This window comes from Streptomyces corchorusii (assembly GCF_001514055.1).
GTDB lineage: Bacteria > Actinomycetota > Actinomycetes > Streptomycetales > Streptomycetaceae > Streptomyces > Streptomyces olivaceoviridis.
The window spans coordinates 65,603-80,478 of record NZ_KQ948353.1 but is presented as its reverse complement, the minus strand read 5'-3'; the positions used below and the strand labels follow the sequence as shown (position 1 = coordinate 80,478).

Annotated in this window: 12 protein-coding genes; 4 read left to right on the top strand and 8 right to left on the bottom strand. The window is 71.6% G+C overall.

The window, feature by feature from the left end:
* Positions 1-31: 31 nt before the first annotated feature.
* From AQJ11_RS07610 to AQJ11_RS07600, 3 genes are read right to left on the bottom strand one after another with little or no spacing between them, the layout of a single operon-like run.
* Positions 32-838 carry a carbohydrate ABC transporter permease gene (locus tag AQJ11_RS07610; RefSeq protein WP_244218174.1) on the bottom strand — a complete coding sequence of 269 codons (807 nt, stop codon included), beginning with the start codon at positions 836-838 and terminating at the stop codon, positions 32-34.
* Positions 839-885: 47 nt separating this feature from the next.
* Positions 886-1,833 (bottom strand): carbohydrate ABC transporter permease, encoded by a 948-nt coding sequence (locus tag AQJ11_RS07605; protein ID WP_059262344.1) that lies wholly within the window; start codon positions 1,831-1,833, stop codon positions 886-888.
* A gap of 7 nt (positions 1,834-1,840) precedes the next feature.
* Positions 1,841-3,175, bottom strand: coding sequence for a type 2 periplasmic-binding domain-containing protein (locus AQJ11_RS07600; RefSeq protein WP_244218149.1), 1,335 nt, complete (start codon positions 3,173-3,175; stop codon positions 1,841-1,843).
* Between the two features lie 266 nt (positions 3,176-3,441).
* Here AQJ11_RS07600 and AQJ11_RS07595 point away from each other — a divergent pair, with 266 nt between their 5' ends.
* Positions 3,442-4,440 carry a LacI family DNA-binding transcriptional regulator gene (locus tag AQJ11_RS07595; protein WP_059262342.1) on the top strand — a complete coding sequence of 333 codons (999 nt, stop codon included), beginning with the start codon at positions 3,442-3,444 and terminating at the stop codon, positions 4,438-4,440.
* Between the two features lie 111 nt (positions 4,441-4,551).
* Here the strand turns inward: AQJ11_RS07595 and AQJ11_RS07590 are convergent, their stop codons facing one another.
* Positions 4,552-5,472: a LysR substrate-binding domain-containing protein gene (locus AQJ11_RS07590; protein ID WP_059262341.1), complete on the bottom strand. Its 921-nt coding sequence runs from the start codon at positions 5,470-5,472 to the stop codon at positions 4,552-4,554.
* 161 nt (positions 5,473-5,633) lie between these two features.
* Between AQJ11_RS07590 and AQJ11_RS07585 the strand changes: the two genes are divergently transcribed.
* Together AQJ11_RS07585 and AQJ11_RS07580 are read left to right on the top strand one after the other, a co-directional pair.
* The gene (locus AQJ11_RS07585) at positions 5,634-6,776 is read left to right on the top strand and encodes a diaminopropionate ammonia-lyase (RefSeq protein WP_244218148.1); all 1,143 of its coding nucleotides are present in this window, start codon (positions 5,634-5,636) and stop codon (positions 6,774-6,776) included.
* The gene (locus tag AQJ11_RS07580; protein WP_059262339.1) at positions 6,770-7,390 is read left to right on the top strand and encodes a LysE family translocator; all 621 of its coding nucleotides are present in this window, start codon (positions 6,770-6,772) and stop codon (positions 7,388-7,390) included. The genes AQJ11_RS07585 and AQJ11_RS07580 overlap by 7 nt, the downstream gene beginning before the upstream one ends.
* 74 nt (positions 7,391-7,464) lie before the next feature.
* Here AQJ11_RS07580 and AQJ11_RS07575 read toward each other — a convergent pair whose 3' ends face one another.
* The 4 genes from AQJ11_RS07575 to AQJ11_RS07560 all read right to left on the bottom strand — a co-directional run bounded on the left by AQJ11_RS07575 (position 7,465) and on the right by AQJ11_RS07560 (position 10,783).
* Entirely contained in the window at positions 7,465-7,890 is a 426-nt protein-coding gene (locus AQJ11_RS07575; RefSeq protein ID WP_059262338.1) for a VOC family protein, read from the bottom strand.
* Positions 7,891-8,167: 277 nt separating this feature from the next.
* Positions 8,168-8,848, bottom strand: a complete 681-nt coding sequence (locus AQJ11_RS07570; protein WP_059262337.1) for an SMI1/KNR4 family protein — start codon at positions 8,846-8,848, stop codon at positions 8,168-8,170.
* A 144-nt stretch (positions 8,849-8,992) separates the two neighbouring features.
* Positions 8,993-9,904 carry a peptidoglycan-binding protein gene (locus tag AQJ11_RS07565; protein WP_059262336.1) on the bottom strand — a complete coding sequence of 304 codons (912 nt, stop codon included), beginning with the start codon at positions 9,902-9,904 and terminating at the stop codon, positions 8,993-8,995.
* Between the two features lie 315 nt (positions 9,905-10,219).
* On the bottom strand, positions 10,220-10,783 hold the full coding sequence (locus tag AQJ11_RS07560) for a hypothetical protein (protein ID WP_014677009.1): 564 nt from the start codon (positions 10,781-10,783) through the stop codon (positions 10,220-10,222).
* Between the two features lie 251 nt (positions 10,784-11,034).
* On the opposite strand from AQJ11_RS07560, the gene AQJ11_RS07555 reads away from it, so the two are divergent.
* The gene (locus AQJ11_RS07555) at positions 11,035-14,874 is read left to right on the top strand and encodes an nSTAND1 domain-containing NTPase (protein WP_059262335.1); all 3,840 of its coding nucleotides are present in this window, start codon (positions 11,035-11,037) and stop codon (positions 14,872-14,874) included.
* Positions 14,875-14,876: the final 2 nt, after the last annotated feature.

Genomic DNA, 14,876 nt, shown 5'->3' with positions numbered 1-14,876 from the left:
GACACCTTCTGTGCGGGGGGCGGGGCGGACGTCACTTGAGGGACCCGGCGGCGAGCCCGGTGCGCCAGAACCGCTGGAGGAGTACGAACACGATGATCACGGGCACGATCGACACCAGCGAGCCGGTGATCACGGACTGCTGGAGCAGGGGGGCGCGGGCGGTCTGGCCGTTCCACTCGTACAGGCCGAGCGTGATCGGGAACAGGGACTCCTTCTGCAACATCACCATCGGCAGGAAGAAGTTGTTCCAGATCGCCACGAACTGGAACAGGAAGATGGTCACCAGGGCCGGTGCCATCAGCCGGAACGCCACCGAGAAGAAGGTGCGGAACTCACCCGCGCCGTCCAGCCGCGCCGACTCGATCAGCTCCTGCGGGACGGACGCGTTCGCGAAGACGCGCGCGAGGTAGACGCCGAACGGGCTGACGATGCTGGGCAGGAAGACCGCGAAGTAGGTGTTGACGAGCCCCGTCGCCGAGAACAGCAGGAACAGCGGCAGGGCGAGCGCGGTGGTGGGTACGAGGACGCCGCCGAGGACGACGGAGAACAGCACCTCCCGGCCGCGGAAGGGGAACTTGGCGAGGGCGTAGCCGCACAGAGCGGAGATCAGGGTGCCCACGGCCGCGCCCAGCACCGCGTAGACGACGGTGTTGAGGGCCCAGCGGCCGAAGATGCCGTCGCTGCGGGTGAACAGGACGCGGAGGTTCTCGAACAGGTTGAAGTGCGAGAACACCAGCCCGTTGGTGGCGGCCAGGTCGCCCTGCGGCTTCGTCGCGGCGACGACGAGGAAGTAGACGGGCAGCAGGAAGTAGACGGCCAGGAGGAGCATCAGGGCCATGACGGCCGTACGGCTGACGCGGCTCTCACGGATCACGGAGGGGTTGCTCACAGTCCGGCCCTCTTCGAGGTCAGTCGCATGAACCCGAAGCTCAACACGAAGGTGATGACGGCGATGACCACGGAAATCGCCGCGGCCTGCTGGTAGTTGTTCCCGGAGGCCACCGTGTACGCGAGCATGTTCGGCGTGAACGTGCTGGGGATGTTCGAGGAGATCTGGCGCAGCACGGCCGGTTCGGCGTACAGCTGGAGCGTGCCGATGATCGAGAACACCGAGGTCAGGACGAGCGACGGAGCGATGATCGGGACCTTGACCCGCCACGCGATCGTCCAGTTGCTCGCGCCGTCGATCTTCGCGGCCTCGTAGAGCTCCTGCGGGATCGACTGCAACGCCGAGAACATGATCAGCATGTTGTAGCCGGTCCACAGCCAGGTGGAGACGTTGGCGGTCGACCACAGCACGGCATCCGGGCCGAGGAAGTCCGGCTTGAGGCCGATGCCGTTCAGCAGGTCGACGACAGGGCTGAGCTGGGGCGAGTACAGGTACGACCACATGATCGCGGCGATGACTCCGGGCACGGCGTACGGCATGAACGCGGTGATGCGGAAGAACGCCTTGAGCCTCAGCAGCGGAGTGTCCAGCAGCAGCGCGATGACCAGGGCGACGAACAGCATGACCGGCACCTGCACGACGCCGAACAGCCCGATGCGGCCGATGCTGGACCAGAACTCGGTGTTCCGCAGCACCTGCGCGTACTGCTCGAAACCACCGAAGGCCGTGTACGAGGTCCCGTACTGACCGCCGGTGCGGCGCACCACCCGCAGGCTCTGCCAGAGCGCGTAGCCGATGGGCACCAGGTAGAACAGCAGGAACGGCAGGAAGAAGGGCGTCAGGAACGCGGCGACGGTGCCCGCCCGGGGCCCGCCGCCGCGCAGACGGCGGCGGACGCGGGTCGGCGCCACCACGGATGTGGCGCGGGCTGCGGTGTCGGTCATGCCGCGGTCACTTGCCCGCCGTGACCGGGATCGCCTGGTCCTTCATCGAGGTCAGCGCGGCGTCCTGGGCGGCCGAGAGCGCCTCGGTGAGCGTGCCGTCGCCGGCCGCCGCCTTGGCCATCGCGTCCTGCAACGCCAGGTTCACCGTCTTCTGCGTGGGGCCCCAGGCGAAGCTGGTGTCGATCTTCTTGGAGGAGTCGGCGAAGACGTCGAAGATCTTCTCGTTGCCGTAGTACGCGACGCCCTTCTCCAGCGCGGGGAGTCGGAGACCGGCAGTGGCGGCGGGGTACAGGCCGCCCAGCTTGTTCTCCATGGCGAGCGCCTCCGGGTCGGTGTTCAGCCAGGTGTTGAACTCCACCGACTCGTACAGGTGCTTGCCGCCCTTCATGAACGCGACGGTCGACCCGCCCCAGTCACCGGACGCGCCGTCCGTCCCCCAGGTCGGCATCGGGACGACCGACCACTTGCCGGCCTGCTTGGGCAGGTTGTCGCGGAACATGCTGTAGCCCCAGGCGGCACCGACGTAGCTGGCGATCCGGTCCTTCTGGTAAGCGGCGTACATCTGCGTCGAACCGTTGGCGAGGTCGGTGCGCACGAGCTTGCCGGAGATCAGCTTCTGCCAGTACGCCGCGACCTGCCTGCTCCGCTCCGAGTCGACGGTGACCTGCCACTTGTCGTCGGAGTAGCCGTACATCTTCGCGTCGTTCTGCCAGAGCAGCCCGTTGAACCATTCGGCGTTGTTCGGATCGAAGAACGTGATGGCGAGGCCGGGATCCGCCTTGTGCAGCTTCTGTGCCGCGGAGGCGTACTCGTCCCAGGTCGTGGGGATCGCGACGTGGTACTTCTCGAAGAGGTCGCGGCGCACGAACAGGGCCATCGGGCCGGTGTCCTGCGGCATGGCGAACACACCGGTGCCGCCGAAGCTGGTCTGGGACCAGGTCCAGGGGACGAACTTCGACTTGGCCGCGGTGGCCGCCTTGCACGCCGAGGCGTCCACGAAGGCGTTCTGGGTGCGGAGGTTGGGGAGCTCGTCGTAGCCGACCTGCGCCAGGTCAGGCGCCTTCCCCGCCTTCAGGGCGTTTCCCAGGGTGCCGTACTGGTCGTTGGAGATGTTCTTCGTCTCGACCTGGATGTCCGGATGCCGCTGGTTCCACAGGTCCACCACCTTGTCCATGCCCGGAACGGTGTTCCAGTACTGGAGGGTGACTTTGCCCTTGGAGGGCGTGCAGGACGCCGCCGACGCCTCGCCCGACGGAGCGGGCGAGGAGCATGCGGCGAGTACGGCGACACCGGCTGCCGCGGCGACGGTGGCGAGGCGGGTGCGCATGACTGTGCTGCTCATGTTTTCCGTTCCCGAGAACGACCGGCGACTGGCGCCGGCCGGGTCGACGTTGACTCACTCAGGCGGGATGCCGCGGTGGACATGGACGGGCGCGACGGTGGCGGATTCGGTCCCCGGACACCGTGGCGGGAATGGGCGAGCTCCGGTAACTTCCGTCCGTGAGCGTTCACGGGAACGTTCACGGGCGCTGTGAAACGTTCGGAAGTGTGCGCTCGGGTGCGGTTGAGTGTCAAGACTCTCGGATCACGATGGGGAGGTGGGTGACTGTGCCGTCCGGGACCGAGTCCCGCAGGGTGACGATCCACGATGTCGCCCGTGCCGCCGGGGTGTCCCGGCAGACCGTGTCACGCGCGCTGAACGACAAGGGGGAGATCGACGACTCCACCAAGCAGCGGGTGCTCGAAGCCGCGCGGACGCTGGGATACCGACCGAGCCGGTTCGCCAGGGGGCTGGTGCGCCAGGACACGATCAGCGTCGGTCTCGTGATCCCCGACCTGCTCAACCCGTTCTTCACCGAGGTCGCCGCGGCGGCGCTGGAAGCCGCTCGCGCCCGCGGATGGCACGTCCTGGTCTACGACACCGCGGACAGCGCACAGGAGGAGCTCGGCACCCTCCAGGTGATCGCCTCCCAAGTGGACGCGGTCGTCGGCTACTTCAGCCGGACCGAGAGCGAGATCGAGCAGTGGACCCGGGGGCTGCCGGTCGTCCTCATCGACCGGGGCGAGGACGCCGAACGCTTCAGCTCCATCCGCATCGACGGAAGGGACGGGGTCAGGGCGGCCGTCTCCCACCTCGTCCGGGCAGGGCACCGGCGCATCGGCATGCTCGACCACGCCGCCCGGGCCGAGCCGAGCGTGCGGCACGCGTGGTTCGCCGACGCGCTGACCGCCTGCGGACTCGGCGACGGACCGGTGTGCCGCGCGGAGCAGAGCGTGGAGGGCGGCGAGCGGGCACTGGAGAACCTGCTCACCCAACACCCCGACGTGACCGCCGTCTTCGCCTTCAACGACGTCATCGCCATCGGCGCGCTCCGTGCCGCGCGCCGGACCGGACGCCTGGTTCCGCGCGACCTGGCCGTGATCGGCTTCGACGGGGTGACGCTCGGCACGCTGGTCGAGCCCCCACTGTCCAGCGTGGCTCTGGACATCCGCCGGCTCGGAGCACTCGCCGTCGAACAAGCGGCCCGTCTCCTGACCGGCGACAGTCCGCTCGCCCCCGACGACCTCGTGGCCCGCGCGGAACTCCGGCTCCGCGCATCCACGTAGGTCTGCCCCGCACACGACGTGGTTCTGTGATGCTCGACCCGTGCCTCGTCCCGCACATCGCGTCGGCCCGCGTGGACACCGATGGAACTGCCTGCCGCCGCCTTGGTTCCCTCAGGCGCGGTTGGAGCGCTGGCCGGCCGCTCGGTGGAGGGCTTCCCGGCATGCCCGCACGGCGGGGTGCCGGCCGCGGCCACGGCGTACGACGGTGAAGATGCGGCGCGTGCGCTGACCGCGGGGGAGCGGACGCAGCGTGACGGTCGGGGACTGCCCGGCCCAGACGAGGCCGGGCAGGAGGGCCGCGGCGTGTTGCTGCTCGACCAGGCGGAGGTGGAGCAGCAGGTCGGTGGTCTCGAACCGTACGTCCGGTTCGAAGCCGGCGTTGCGGCACAGGGTCATGGCCCAGTGCCGGGCGGCGGTGCCCTCGGGTTCCATCACCCAGGGGTGGTCGGCGAGGGAACGCAGCGCCGCGGTCGGGCCGTCGGCTTCCCCGGTGCCGGCCGGTTTCGGCAGGGCGAGGTGCAGGAGGTCGTCGAGCAGGTCCTCCTGTTCGAGTTCGGCGGGCCGCGGGTTGGGGTTGCCGGGGTACTCCTCGGCGAGGACGAGGTCGAAGTCGCGGGCCAGCAGCGCGGGCAGGGCCCTTTCCGGTTCCATGTGCGTGACATGGACGCGCAGGTGCGGGTGCTGGTCACGCAGCAGGCCGAGCGCGGTCGGTACGAGGGCCAGGGCGGCTGTCTGGAACGCGGCGACGCGCAGCGTGCCGGTCAGGTCGGACAGCGAGGCGGCGATGTCCGCCTCCGCGCGCTCCAGGCGTTCGAGGATCGCCTCGGTGTGGGCGACGAGGATCTCGGCCTGCTCGGTCAGCCGTACCCGCCGCCCGACCGGTTCCAGCAGCGGGACGCCGACCTCGGTCTCCAACTGGGAGAGCTGCTGGGAGACCGAGGAGGGGGCGTAGGACAGGGCGGCGGCGACGGCCGCCAGAGTGCCGCGGTGCTTGAGTTCCCTGAGCAGGCGCAGTCGGTGCAGATCGAACATGGCACGCCCGCCTCCCTCGCCCTCGCGGACCGACAGCCGATCGGTCGACCGGGTCGATTCGTCGATCTCGTTCCCCGCATCCGTTCGTTCGGTTCTGCCGATGAGTATAGGTCGAAAACATTCGCTGGACCGATCGTAGGGGCGCACCGCACCCTGGTCCTGTGCCTGACAACACTGTGCCTGAGAACACCTCCCCCTCCCGTCCGCTGCCGTGGTTCGCGCGCCCCGACGCCCGTGCCTGGCGGTGTGAACCCGCGCCGGCCGAAGTGCGGGCCTTCCACTTCTCGCTGCCCGACTACGCGCCCACCCCGCTGACCGAACTCCCGTCGCTCGCGGACGCGTGGGGCGTCGGCCGGGTCTTCGTCAAGGACGAGTCGTGCCGACTGGGGCTGCCCGCGTTCAAGGCCCTGGGCGCGTCCTGGGCGGTCCACCGCACCCTTGCCGAGCGGGCGGCGAACGGTGGCGAACCGGCCCCGGTCACCCTCGTGACCGCCACCGACGGCAACCACGGCCGCGCGGTGGCCCGCATGGCGCGCCGCCTCGGTCAGGAGGCCCACGTCTTCGTTCCGCAGGGCGTCCATCCCCGGGCCGTGGCGGCCATCGTCGCCGAACAGGCGAAGGTCACCGAGGTCCCGGGGCCGTACGACGAGGCCGTGCGCCTGGCGGCCGAGGCGGCTGCCGCGCCGGACACGGTCCTGGTCCAGGACACCGCCTGGCCGGGTTACGAGCAGATCCCGCGGTGGATCGTCGAGGGCTACTCCACCCTCTGCGCGGAGATCGACGAGCAGTTGACGGCCGAAGGGGTCTCCGAAGGCCCCGACCTCGTCTCCATACCGGTGGGCGTGGGATCCTTGGCACAGGCCGTGGTCACGCACTACCGCAGCCGCCCCTGCGGGCACGCCCCGGCGCTGCTGTCGGTGGAGCCGGAGACCGCGCCGTGCGTCCTGGAGAGCCTCACCCTCGGCGCACCCGTCAGCGTCCCCACGGGTACGACCACCATGGCCGGGCTGAACTGCGGCACCCCGTCCAGCATCGCGTGGCCCCATCTGCGCGACGGGCTGGACGCCGCTGTCGCCGTCGCGGACGCCGACAGCGCCCGCGCGGCGGGTGTGCTGGCCGCCGCCGGTGTCTCCTCGGGCCCCTGCGGGGCCGCGTCGCTCGCCGGTCTGCGCGCGGCGCTCACCGGCGTGGGGGCCGAGGAGCGCCGTAGGGCGCTGGGGCTGGGGCCGTCCTCGGTCGTCGTGCTGTTGAGCACCGAGGGCACCGCCGCCAACCCGCACTCCGGGAGGGCGGCGGCGTGCTGACCCACTTCATGGCGGCGATCGGCGTCCTGGGGCTGCTGACCCTCGTGCCCGGCCCGGACATGGCGGTGGTGACCCGGCGTGCGCTGGTGGCCGGGCCCGGGGACGGGCTGCGTACCGTGGGCGGGATCGTGACCGGGCTGCTGCTCTGGGGCGCGTTGACCGTGGCGGGGCTCGCGGCCGTGCTCGCCGCCTCACCCGCGGCCTACCTGACCGTCAAGCTCCTGGGCGCCGGCTACCTGGTCTTCCTGGGCGCGCAGGCGCTGTGGCAGCACCGCCGCCCGGCACCGGCCGGCCGAACGGATGCCGGTCCCGCCGCCGTGGGGAACGCCTGGCGGACCGGCCTGGTCGGCAACGCCCTCAACCCGAAGATCGCCGTCTTCTACACCGGGCTGCTGCCCACGCTGGCCCCTCCTCAGCTACCCGCTCCTTGGGCCATGGCGCTCCTCGTGCTCCTCCACAGCACGCTCACCGTCGCCTGGCTCAGCGGCTACGTGTTCCTGCTGTCCAAGGCGGAGCGGGTCCTCCACGGGCCACGGATCCGCCGTGCGCTCGGGCTGACCACGGGCGCCGCCCTGATCGGCCTCGGCCTCGCGGTCGCCGCCACTTCCGGCTGACCGGCACCCGCCGTGTGCGGCCTGCGCAGGCCGGCTCCGAGCAAGCCGGCGCTGCCCAGGCGCTCGGTGGCCTCCTACGGCCGGACGTACGGCCGCGTCATGATCTCCATGTTGTGGCCGTCCGGGTCCTCGAAGTAGGCGCCGCGGCCTCCGAAGAGACGGTTGATCCGGTGGGGCTCGGTGTGGCCGGGGTCGGCGTAGTAGGTGACACCGACCGCCTCCAGGCGGGCGATCATGGTGCTGAACCGATCGTCGGGCACGAGGAACGCGTAGTGCTGCGACTGGATCGGCTCGTCGCGCTTCTCGTAGTAGTCGAGTGTGACGCCGTTGCCCAGGTCGACGGGAAGAAACGGCCCGAAGGGGGCGCCGACCTCCAGACCGAGGATCGCGGCGATGAATTCGGCCGACAGTTGACGATCCGTGGCGTAAATGGCGGTGTGGTTGAGCTGGACGGTGGCCGGCGAGGCGAGTTCGTGCCGACGCTGCTGATCAGGTGTCATGGGGGGACGTGTCTCCGGGTCTTGGATCCGCCGCGGGGCGCCGCGTACGGGCGCTGGAGGGAAGACGCGGAGAAGCGGCGGGGCTCTCACCCGCCTCGTGCTCACGCCGAGGCCGGGTGCCTCACTCGTGTATGGCCCATGGCCGACCCGGCAGTCACATGATCGACTCTAATGCCTCACCCTCCACCGCGGCAAAGGGATTCCGTGGCCCGCGGACAGCCTGAGCACCCTGCGGCCGGCCGCGAGCGACTCCTCCCGCGGCGCGGGCGGGAACGGCCTACGGTATCGCCAGAGCCGTGCGCTCCGCCTTCTCCAGCCAGTCGGTGTACCAGCGGGCGAACCTCACCGGAGTGCCGTCGTCGTGGAGGAGCGGGGCGAGGTCGACGTCGTCCACCCGGCAGTCGGACCAGATCGTGCCGCGATGGCTGCCGCTGATGACCAGCCACTCTCTTTGGGCGCAGCCGAGGTGGGAGATCACGATCGCCCCGGCGGTGCGCTCCGGGGCGAACATGACGGTCTCCCACCGCTCGTCCCACGCCTCGATGGCGTCGTCGAAGTCCTCGATGGCGTCGAAGTCCTCTTCCTCGGGGCGCTGGGCGAGAACGTCGTCGAGCAGCCGCGGGTCCGGACCCCGGTCGGGAAACGGCTCGGCGAGCGTCGACAGGTCGGCAAGGTCCGCGCCGTCGCCCTCCCAACGCCAACGGCCCTGTACGCGACGCACCGGGAACAGGCCGTAGGCGGGGCCGGCGCCGCCCGCGCCGACGTGGAGCAGGAAGGCCCGGTACTCCTCCGGCAGCCGCACACCCACCTGAGCTTCGAGTTCGGCCAACTCGCCCGGGGTGAGCGGGTCCTCCAGGACCCACCTGTGCCCCAGCGCCCCGAACACCTCGCTGCCCCCGGGCGCCGCCCCCGCCGCCTCGACCCGCCGTCGTACGTCCGCCCACCACTCATCAGTCATACGCAGACCGTACGTGCCGCCACTGACAGCCAGGCTGCCGGCCTGAGCACACGCTGCCGCTCCAGGGCGCGGCCGCACATCGATGACGGCCCGTGCGCGAAGGCGGGCGGCCGTGAGGGCCGCCCGCCCATGACGGGTGCCGGACTACGGGCGGACCAGGCCGTAGAAGACCGAGCCGGACAGCGGGTAGGTCTTGTCGTAGACACCGATCCGGCCGGAGCCGTGGGGGTCGGCGGTGTTGCCGGAGATCACCCGGACGGAGCGGCCACTGACCTGGTCGACGACGCCGATGTGGTAGCGGTAGCCGGCGTGGCCGAAGATGATCAAGTCACCCGGCCGGGCGGTGGACAGCCGGCTGGTGCCCACCCACCTGCCGTGGGCGACCGCCCAGTCGTAGACGCCGGGCACGGACTTCATGAACGGAACGCGTACGCCGGCGTCGCGCCACACCCACGTGGCGAAGGCCGCGCACCAGTCGGCGCAGATGCTGTACGGCTTGCCCGGCACGCACTTCCCCCGGCCCTCCGTCACTCCGATCTGGCTCTTCGCGATCCTCACGATCTTGCTGCGCAGCGCGCCCGTGGTGTGGCATCCGGGCACCACACGGGTGATGCCCATGGACTTCATGGTGTCCGGTCCGGCGATGCCGTCGGCGTCGAGGTGGTGGGCACGTTGGTACCGCTTCACCGCGCCGGTGGTGTCGGAGCCGTATGTTCCGTCCGCGGTGACCCTGGCCTTGACCTGGACCTGCTTGACCACACTCCGCAGGCCGCCGAGGGTCTGCGGGCCGATCGCCCCGTCCACGGTCAGGCAGCGGTCGCTCTGGAAGGACGCGGTGGCCGCCTTGGTCCGGGCGCCGGGGATGCCGTCGACCGTCCCGGCGTCGTAGGCCAGGCCGTTGAGGTCGGTCTGCGCCAGTCTCACCTCGGAGGTGGTGGTGGTCGCCACCGCCGGGCTCGGCGTGCCGACCAGCATGCCGGTCGCCGCGAGCGCGGCGGTCAGGACGCCCAGCGCCGCGGTGCCTTTGCGGTGTCGAGGCCGTACCGCGAATGTCATGGGAAACTCCTCGTCGATGTCGTCACTTGGGTGATGTCTCGTGGGTGTCGCCGCGCCGTCGGGTTGACCGTCGCCGTGACGCCGCGAAGCAACCCCTTGCCCCTGGTCGCGGACGCGGTCGTGGACGCGGTTCGCGTGGTCGCCGGGGCACGGCGACCGCCGCCGTCGCCGGTACGCCGGGAAGACCGCCGCGCGTTGTGCCCTCCGTCCCCGACCGCGGCGGGTCAGGACGGTGAGGCGGCGGCCTGGCCGACGGTGCCGATCGTCAGGCGCCCGGTCGCGGCGGTGGCTGCCGCCGCCTCGCCTATCCGCGTGCTAGCTGGCGTACCACTTGGAACAGGCGCTCTTCGCCACATACGGAACGCCGTTGGAGTGCATGCGCCAGTAGGCGCCGCAGACCTTCACCCAGCGTCCCCGGACCCAGTTGACCGCCTTGGTGTGCGCCTGGAAGGTGGGACCGTTCTCGCGCTGCACCACCCCGGCGTCCAGCATCACCTTGTGGTACGGGCTGCCGCAGGCGTGGTAGGTGCGGCCGTGGTCGTCGGACCAGTCGAACCAGACCTGCGTCCCAGGTCCGGTCGCGGCGTCGATGCCGGCGTTCACCCGTGCCCAGGCGAACCAGGTGCCGTGCGACTTGGCGTTCCGCAGTTCGACCAGCGTCGGTCCCACCGTGAGCTTGTGGTCCGTGGTGGCGTGCGCCAGGGAACGGGGCTCCAGCCCCTTGCCGCTGTTGTAGCCGCACGACCAGTTCTGGAACCCGGACGCGGCCTGCACCGCGGTGCCGGGCCGCTCCACCGCCTGCGCCGGCGTGGTCCCGGCAAGTCCCGCACCCAGCGCCGCGGTCGCTGTGGCGAGCGCGATCCGCTTGTACACGTTCATGTTCCGCTTCCCTTCCGCTCTCCCGGCCGGACAGCCCGTCCGTGCCGTGTGACCTCGACTTTTCCGCCCGTGGGATTGATTGGGCAGCCGGTTGTGCCGGTCTGATCAATGGCCGCCGCACGCTGTGGGGCAGGCAGCGGGGCGTCGACCGAAGACGGTGGCTGCGGTTTGCCCTTGCGCGGAGGTGCGGTAGCTTCTCGGGCCACGGCGCCGCGTCCACGGGGGAGGCGGGACGGGGAGGGGAGCTGTCGATGGCGGGGCGTCGGGAGAACCCGGTCGACCCGACCGCGGGGCCGGTGGCACGGTTCGCCGCCGAGTTGCGCAAGGTGCGGTCGGAGGCCGGAAACCCCACCTACCGTGTGATGGCGCAGCGCACGGGGCAGGGGGCGAGCACCCTGTCGCAGGCGGCTGCCGGGGACCGGCTGCCGACGCTGCCCGTGGTGCTGGCCTATGTCCGGGCGTGCGGCGGTGATCCGGAGCAGTGGGAGACGCGGTGGCGTGAGGTGGCCGCGGAAGTGGCGGCCGAGCCGCGCGCCGAGGACGAGGACGCCGAGGCGCCCTACCGTGGCCTGGCCCGCTTCGAACCCGGCGACGCCGACTTGTTCTTCGGCCGTGAGCAGCTCACCGACCGCCTGCTCGAACTCGCCGCCTCCCGCCGGTTCACCGCGGTGTTCGGGCCGTCGGGCAGCGGCAAGTCCTCCCTTCTGCGCGCCGGCCTGATCCCCCGCCTGCGCACACCGGCCGTGGACCGGCCACGGCCGGCCGCGCTGCGCGTCCTCACCCCGGGTGCCCACCCGATGCGCACGCACGGCCGGCGCCTGGTGCCGGACGATGACGCCGGGGACACGTGGCTGATCGTCGATCAGTTCGAAGAGCTCTACACCCTGTGCGCCGACCCCGCTGAACGCGACCGGTTCATCGACCGGCTCCTCACCGCCACGGACCTCGCCGGCCGGCTCCGTGTGGTCATCGCCGTACGCGCCGACTTCCTCGGCCGCTGCGCCGAGCACGCCGGACTGACCTCCGCGCTCCAGGACGGCAGCGTGCTGGTCGGGCCCATGACCCGCGATGAGCTGCGCGAGGCGGTGGTCAGGCCCGCCCAGGCCGGTGGACTGATCGTGGAGCGCTCCCTGACCGCCCGGATCCTCGACGAGGTCGAGGGCGAACCCGGCGCCCTGCCGCTGATGTCACACGCCCTGCTGGAGACGTGGCACCGCCGCAAGGGCCGCGCCCTGACCGAGGCCGCCTACGAGGGGGCCGGCGGCCTGCACGGCGCCGTCGCCCGCACCGCCGAGAGTGTCTTCTCCCGGCTGAGCCCCGGCCAGGCCGAGGCGGCACGCCGCGTACTGCTGCGGCTCATCGCTCCGGGCGACGGCACCCAGGACACCCGCCGCCCTGTCAGCCGAGCGGAGATCGGCGCGGCCAGCCCCGGCGACAGTGCGACCGTCCTGGAGCGGCTGGCCCGCGCACGCCTGGTCACGCTCGACCACGACACCGTCGACCTGGCGCACGAGGCACTCATCACGGCCTGGCCCCGGCTGCGCGGCTGGATCGACGCCGACCGCGAACGGTTGCGCGCCCATCGCCGGCTCACCGAGGCGGCGCAGGCCTGGGACGCGCTGAACCGGGACGCGGGTGCGCTCTACCGGGGCACCCGACTGGCGGCGGCCGAGGAGACGTTCACCGACCGCGGCGATCTGACCGGCCTGGAGAACGCCTTCCTGACGGCGAGCGTGGAAGCCCGCCTCGGCGAGCAGCGCGCCGCCGCGCGCACCACCCGCCGCCTGCGGTCCCTGGTCGCGGGCCTGACCGCTCTGGTACTCGTGGCCGCCGCGGCGGCGGTCGTCGCCTTCCAGCAGCGCGCGACGGCCCGCACCCAGCGTGCCGTCGCCGTGTCCCGCCAGATCGCCGCCGAGGCGGAACAGCTGCGCGGTACCCACTTGCCGCCGCAAGTGCAGAACGTCTCGCTGGCGGCCCAGCTCGACATCGCGTCGTACCGGATGCGCCGGTCACCGCGCACGTACACGAGTCTGCTGGGCGCCGCCAACTCGCCGCTGTTCTCCGAGACCCCCGACCGGAGCGGCAGCGCCGACGAGGATTCCAGCGGCGGCAACGGCCGGGTGGCCGCCGACGCGTCCCGGCACCTGCTGGCCCTCGCGGAGGCAGACGGTGCCGTCCGGCTCTGGAACACGCGTGACGTCAGCCATCCGACGCTCGTGGGCCGTTCCCTGCGCGGATCGGTCGTGGCGCTCAGCGCGGACGGAACCCTGCTGGCGGCCGAGGACGACGCCGACGGCAGGCTCCGGCTGTGGGACACCTCCGACCCGCGCCACCCCGCCGGCCTCGCGACGTTCGAACTGCCCGGCGACACCGTCGGGAACACGGTGGCGCTGAGCCCCGACGGACGCCTCCTCGCCGCAGGCGGGCAACGCGTCTACCTCTGGGACCTCCACGACCCCAGGCATCCCGAACCGCTCGACCGCTCCCTGCCCGGCGACCTCCCCGCCTTCAGCCCGCACGGCCACCTGCTGGCCACAGCGAGCATCGGGAGTGGCACCGCGCGGCTGTGGACCACGGCCGATCCCACGCGACCCCGGGCACTGGGCACCCTGCGTCTCGGTTCCGCACCCCAGGACGTGGTGTTCCGCCCGGACGGGCGCATGCTGGCCGTGGAGGACGACGGGCTGGTACGGCTCTGGGACATCGCCGACCCCCGCCACCCGGAACGCCTCTCCACACCGCTCGAAACCGCCGACGGATCCGAGGTCGCCGCTGTGGCCTTCAGCCCCGACGGCGGGACGGTGGCGGTGGCGGGGGACAACGGAGTCCAACTGTGGGACATGCCGGACGACGACGACAGGGCACCGACGCGACTGGGAGAGCCGCTGGGCCAGACCTCCTACAACGGCATCGCCGTGATCTTCGGCCGCGACAGGTACAGCCTCATCACCGACGACCGGGTCATCCGGGTGTGGAGCCTGCCGCCCGTGCTCACGGAGTGCTCCGAGGGCTCGGTGGGCGGGATCGGCCCGGACGGGCGGAGCATGGTCACCACCTGCGGTCCCGAGGAAGTGAGGTTGTGGGACACGTCCGAGGGACGGCACCCCCGGCGCCTGGGTGCCCTTCCGGGTACCTACGCCGTGTTCGCGCCCCGCGGCCGGCTGCTTGCCGTCGCGGAACCGCACGGCGGCACACGACTGTGGGACGTCGGCGACCCGGCACACCCCCGGCGTCTGGGCCGCACATCGGTCAGGCGCGACCGCGTGATCGGCGCCGTGTCCTTCAGCGCGGACGGCCGCGTGATGGCGGAGGTCGAGCAGGAGCCGCTCAAGGCGTTCCCTCTCGGCGGCACCGGCAGCGCGGAAGGGGGCGAAGGTACCAACCTGGTCTTCGGTGAGACGCAGGCCGAGGCCGAGAGCAGGATCAGGCTGTGGGATGTCGGAGATCCGGGCCGTCCTCGCTTCCTCGGCACCGCTGACCCCCATGAGGATTACGCCCCCGACGAGCCCTCCCTGGCGCTGAGCCCGGACGGACGCAGCCTGGCCGTGGCGGACTCCACGGGAAAGGTCAAGCTGTGGGACGTCCATGACCCGTCCCACCCGGCACCCGTCGCCGGCGCCCTCACCGGCGACCTGGTCGCGTTCGCCCCGCACGGACACACGCTCGCCGTGGCCACCGCCGACGGAACCCTCCGCCTGTGGACCGTCGCCCGTGCTGCCCATCCCAGGCCGCTCAGTCCGCCCACCGACAGCGCCGGCCTCGTCTCCGCCCTCGCGTTCGGCCCCGACGGACGCACCCTCGTCACCGGCACCACGGACGGCATGATCAGACTGTGGGACGTCACCGACCCGGCGCGTCCCTCCACCACGGGCGACGCGCTCGTGGGCCACACCGGCACGGTCGACAGGGCCGTACTGGGCCCTGGCAGCCACACGCTGGCGACGTCAGGCGAGGACGGCACGATCAGGCTGTGGGACCTGGACATCGACCGGGTCGTGCACCACATCTGCGACACGACCGGCAACGCCCTCAGCCGCGCGCAGTGGCGACACCGCTTGGGCAGCCTTTCCTACCGGTCGCCCTGTACGTGAGC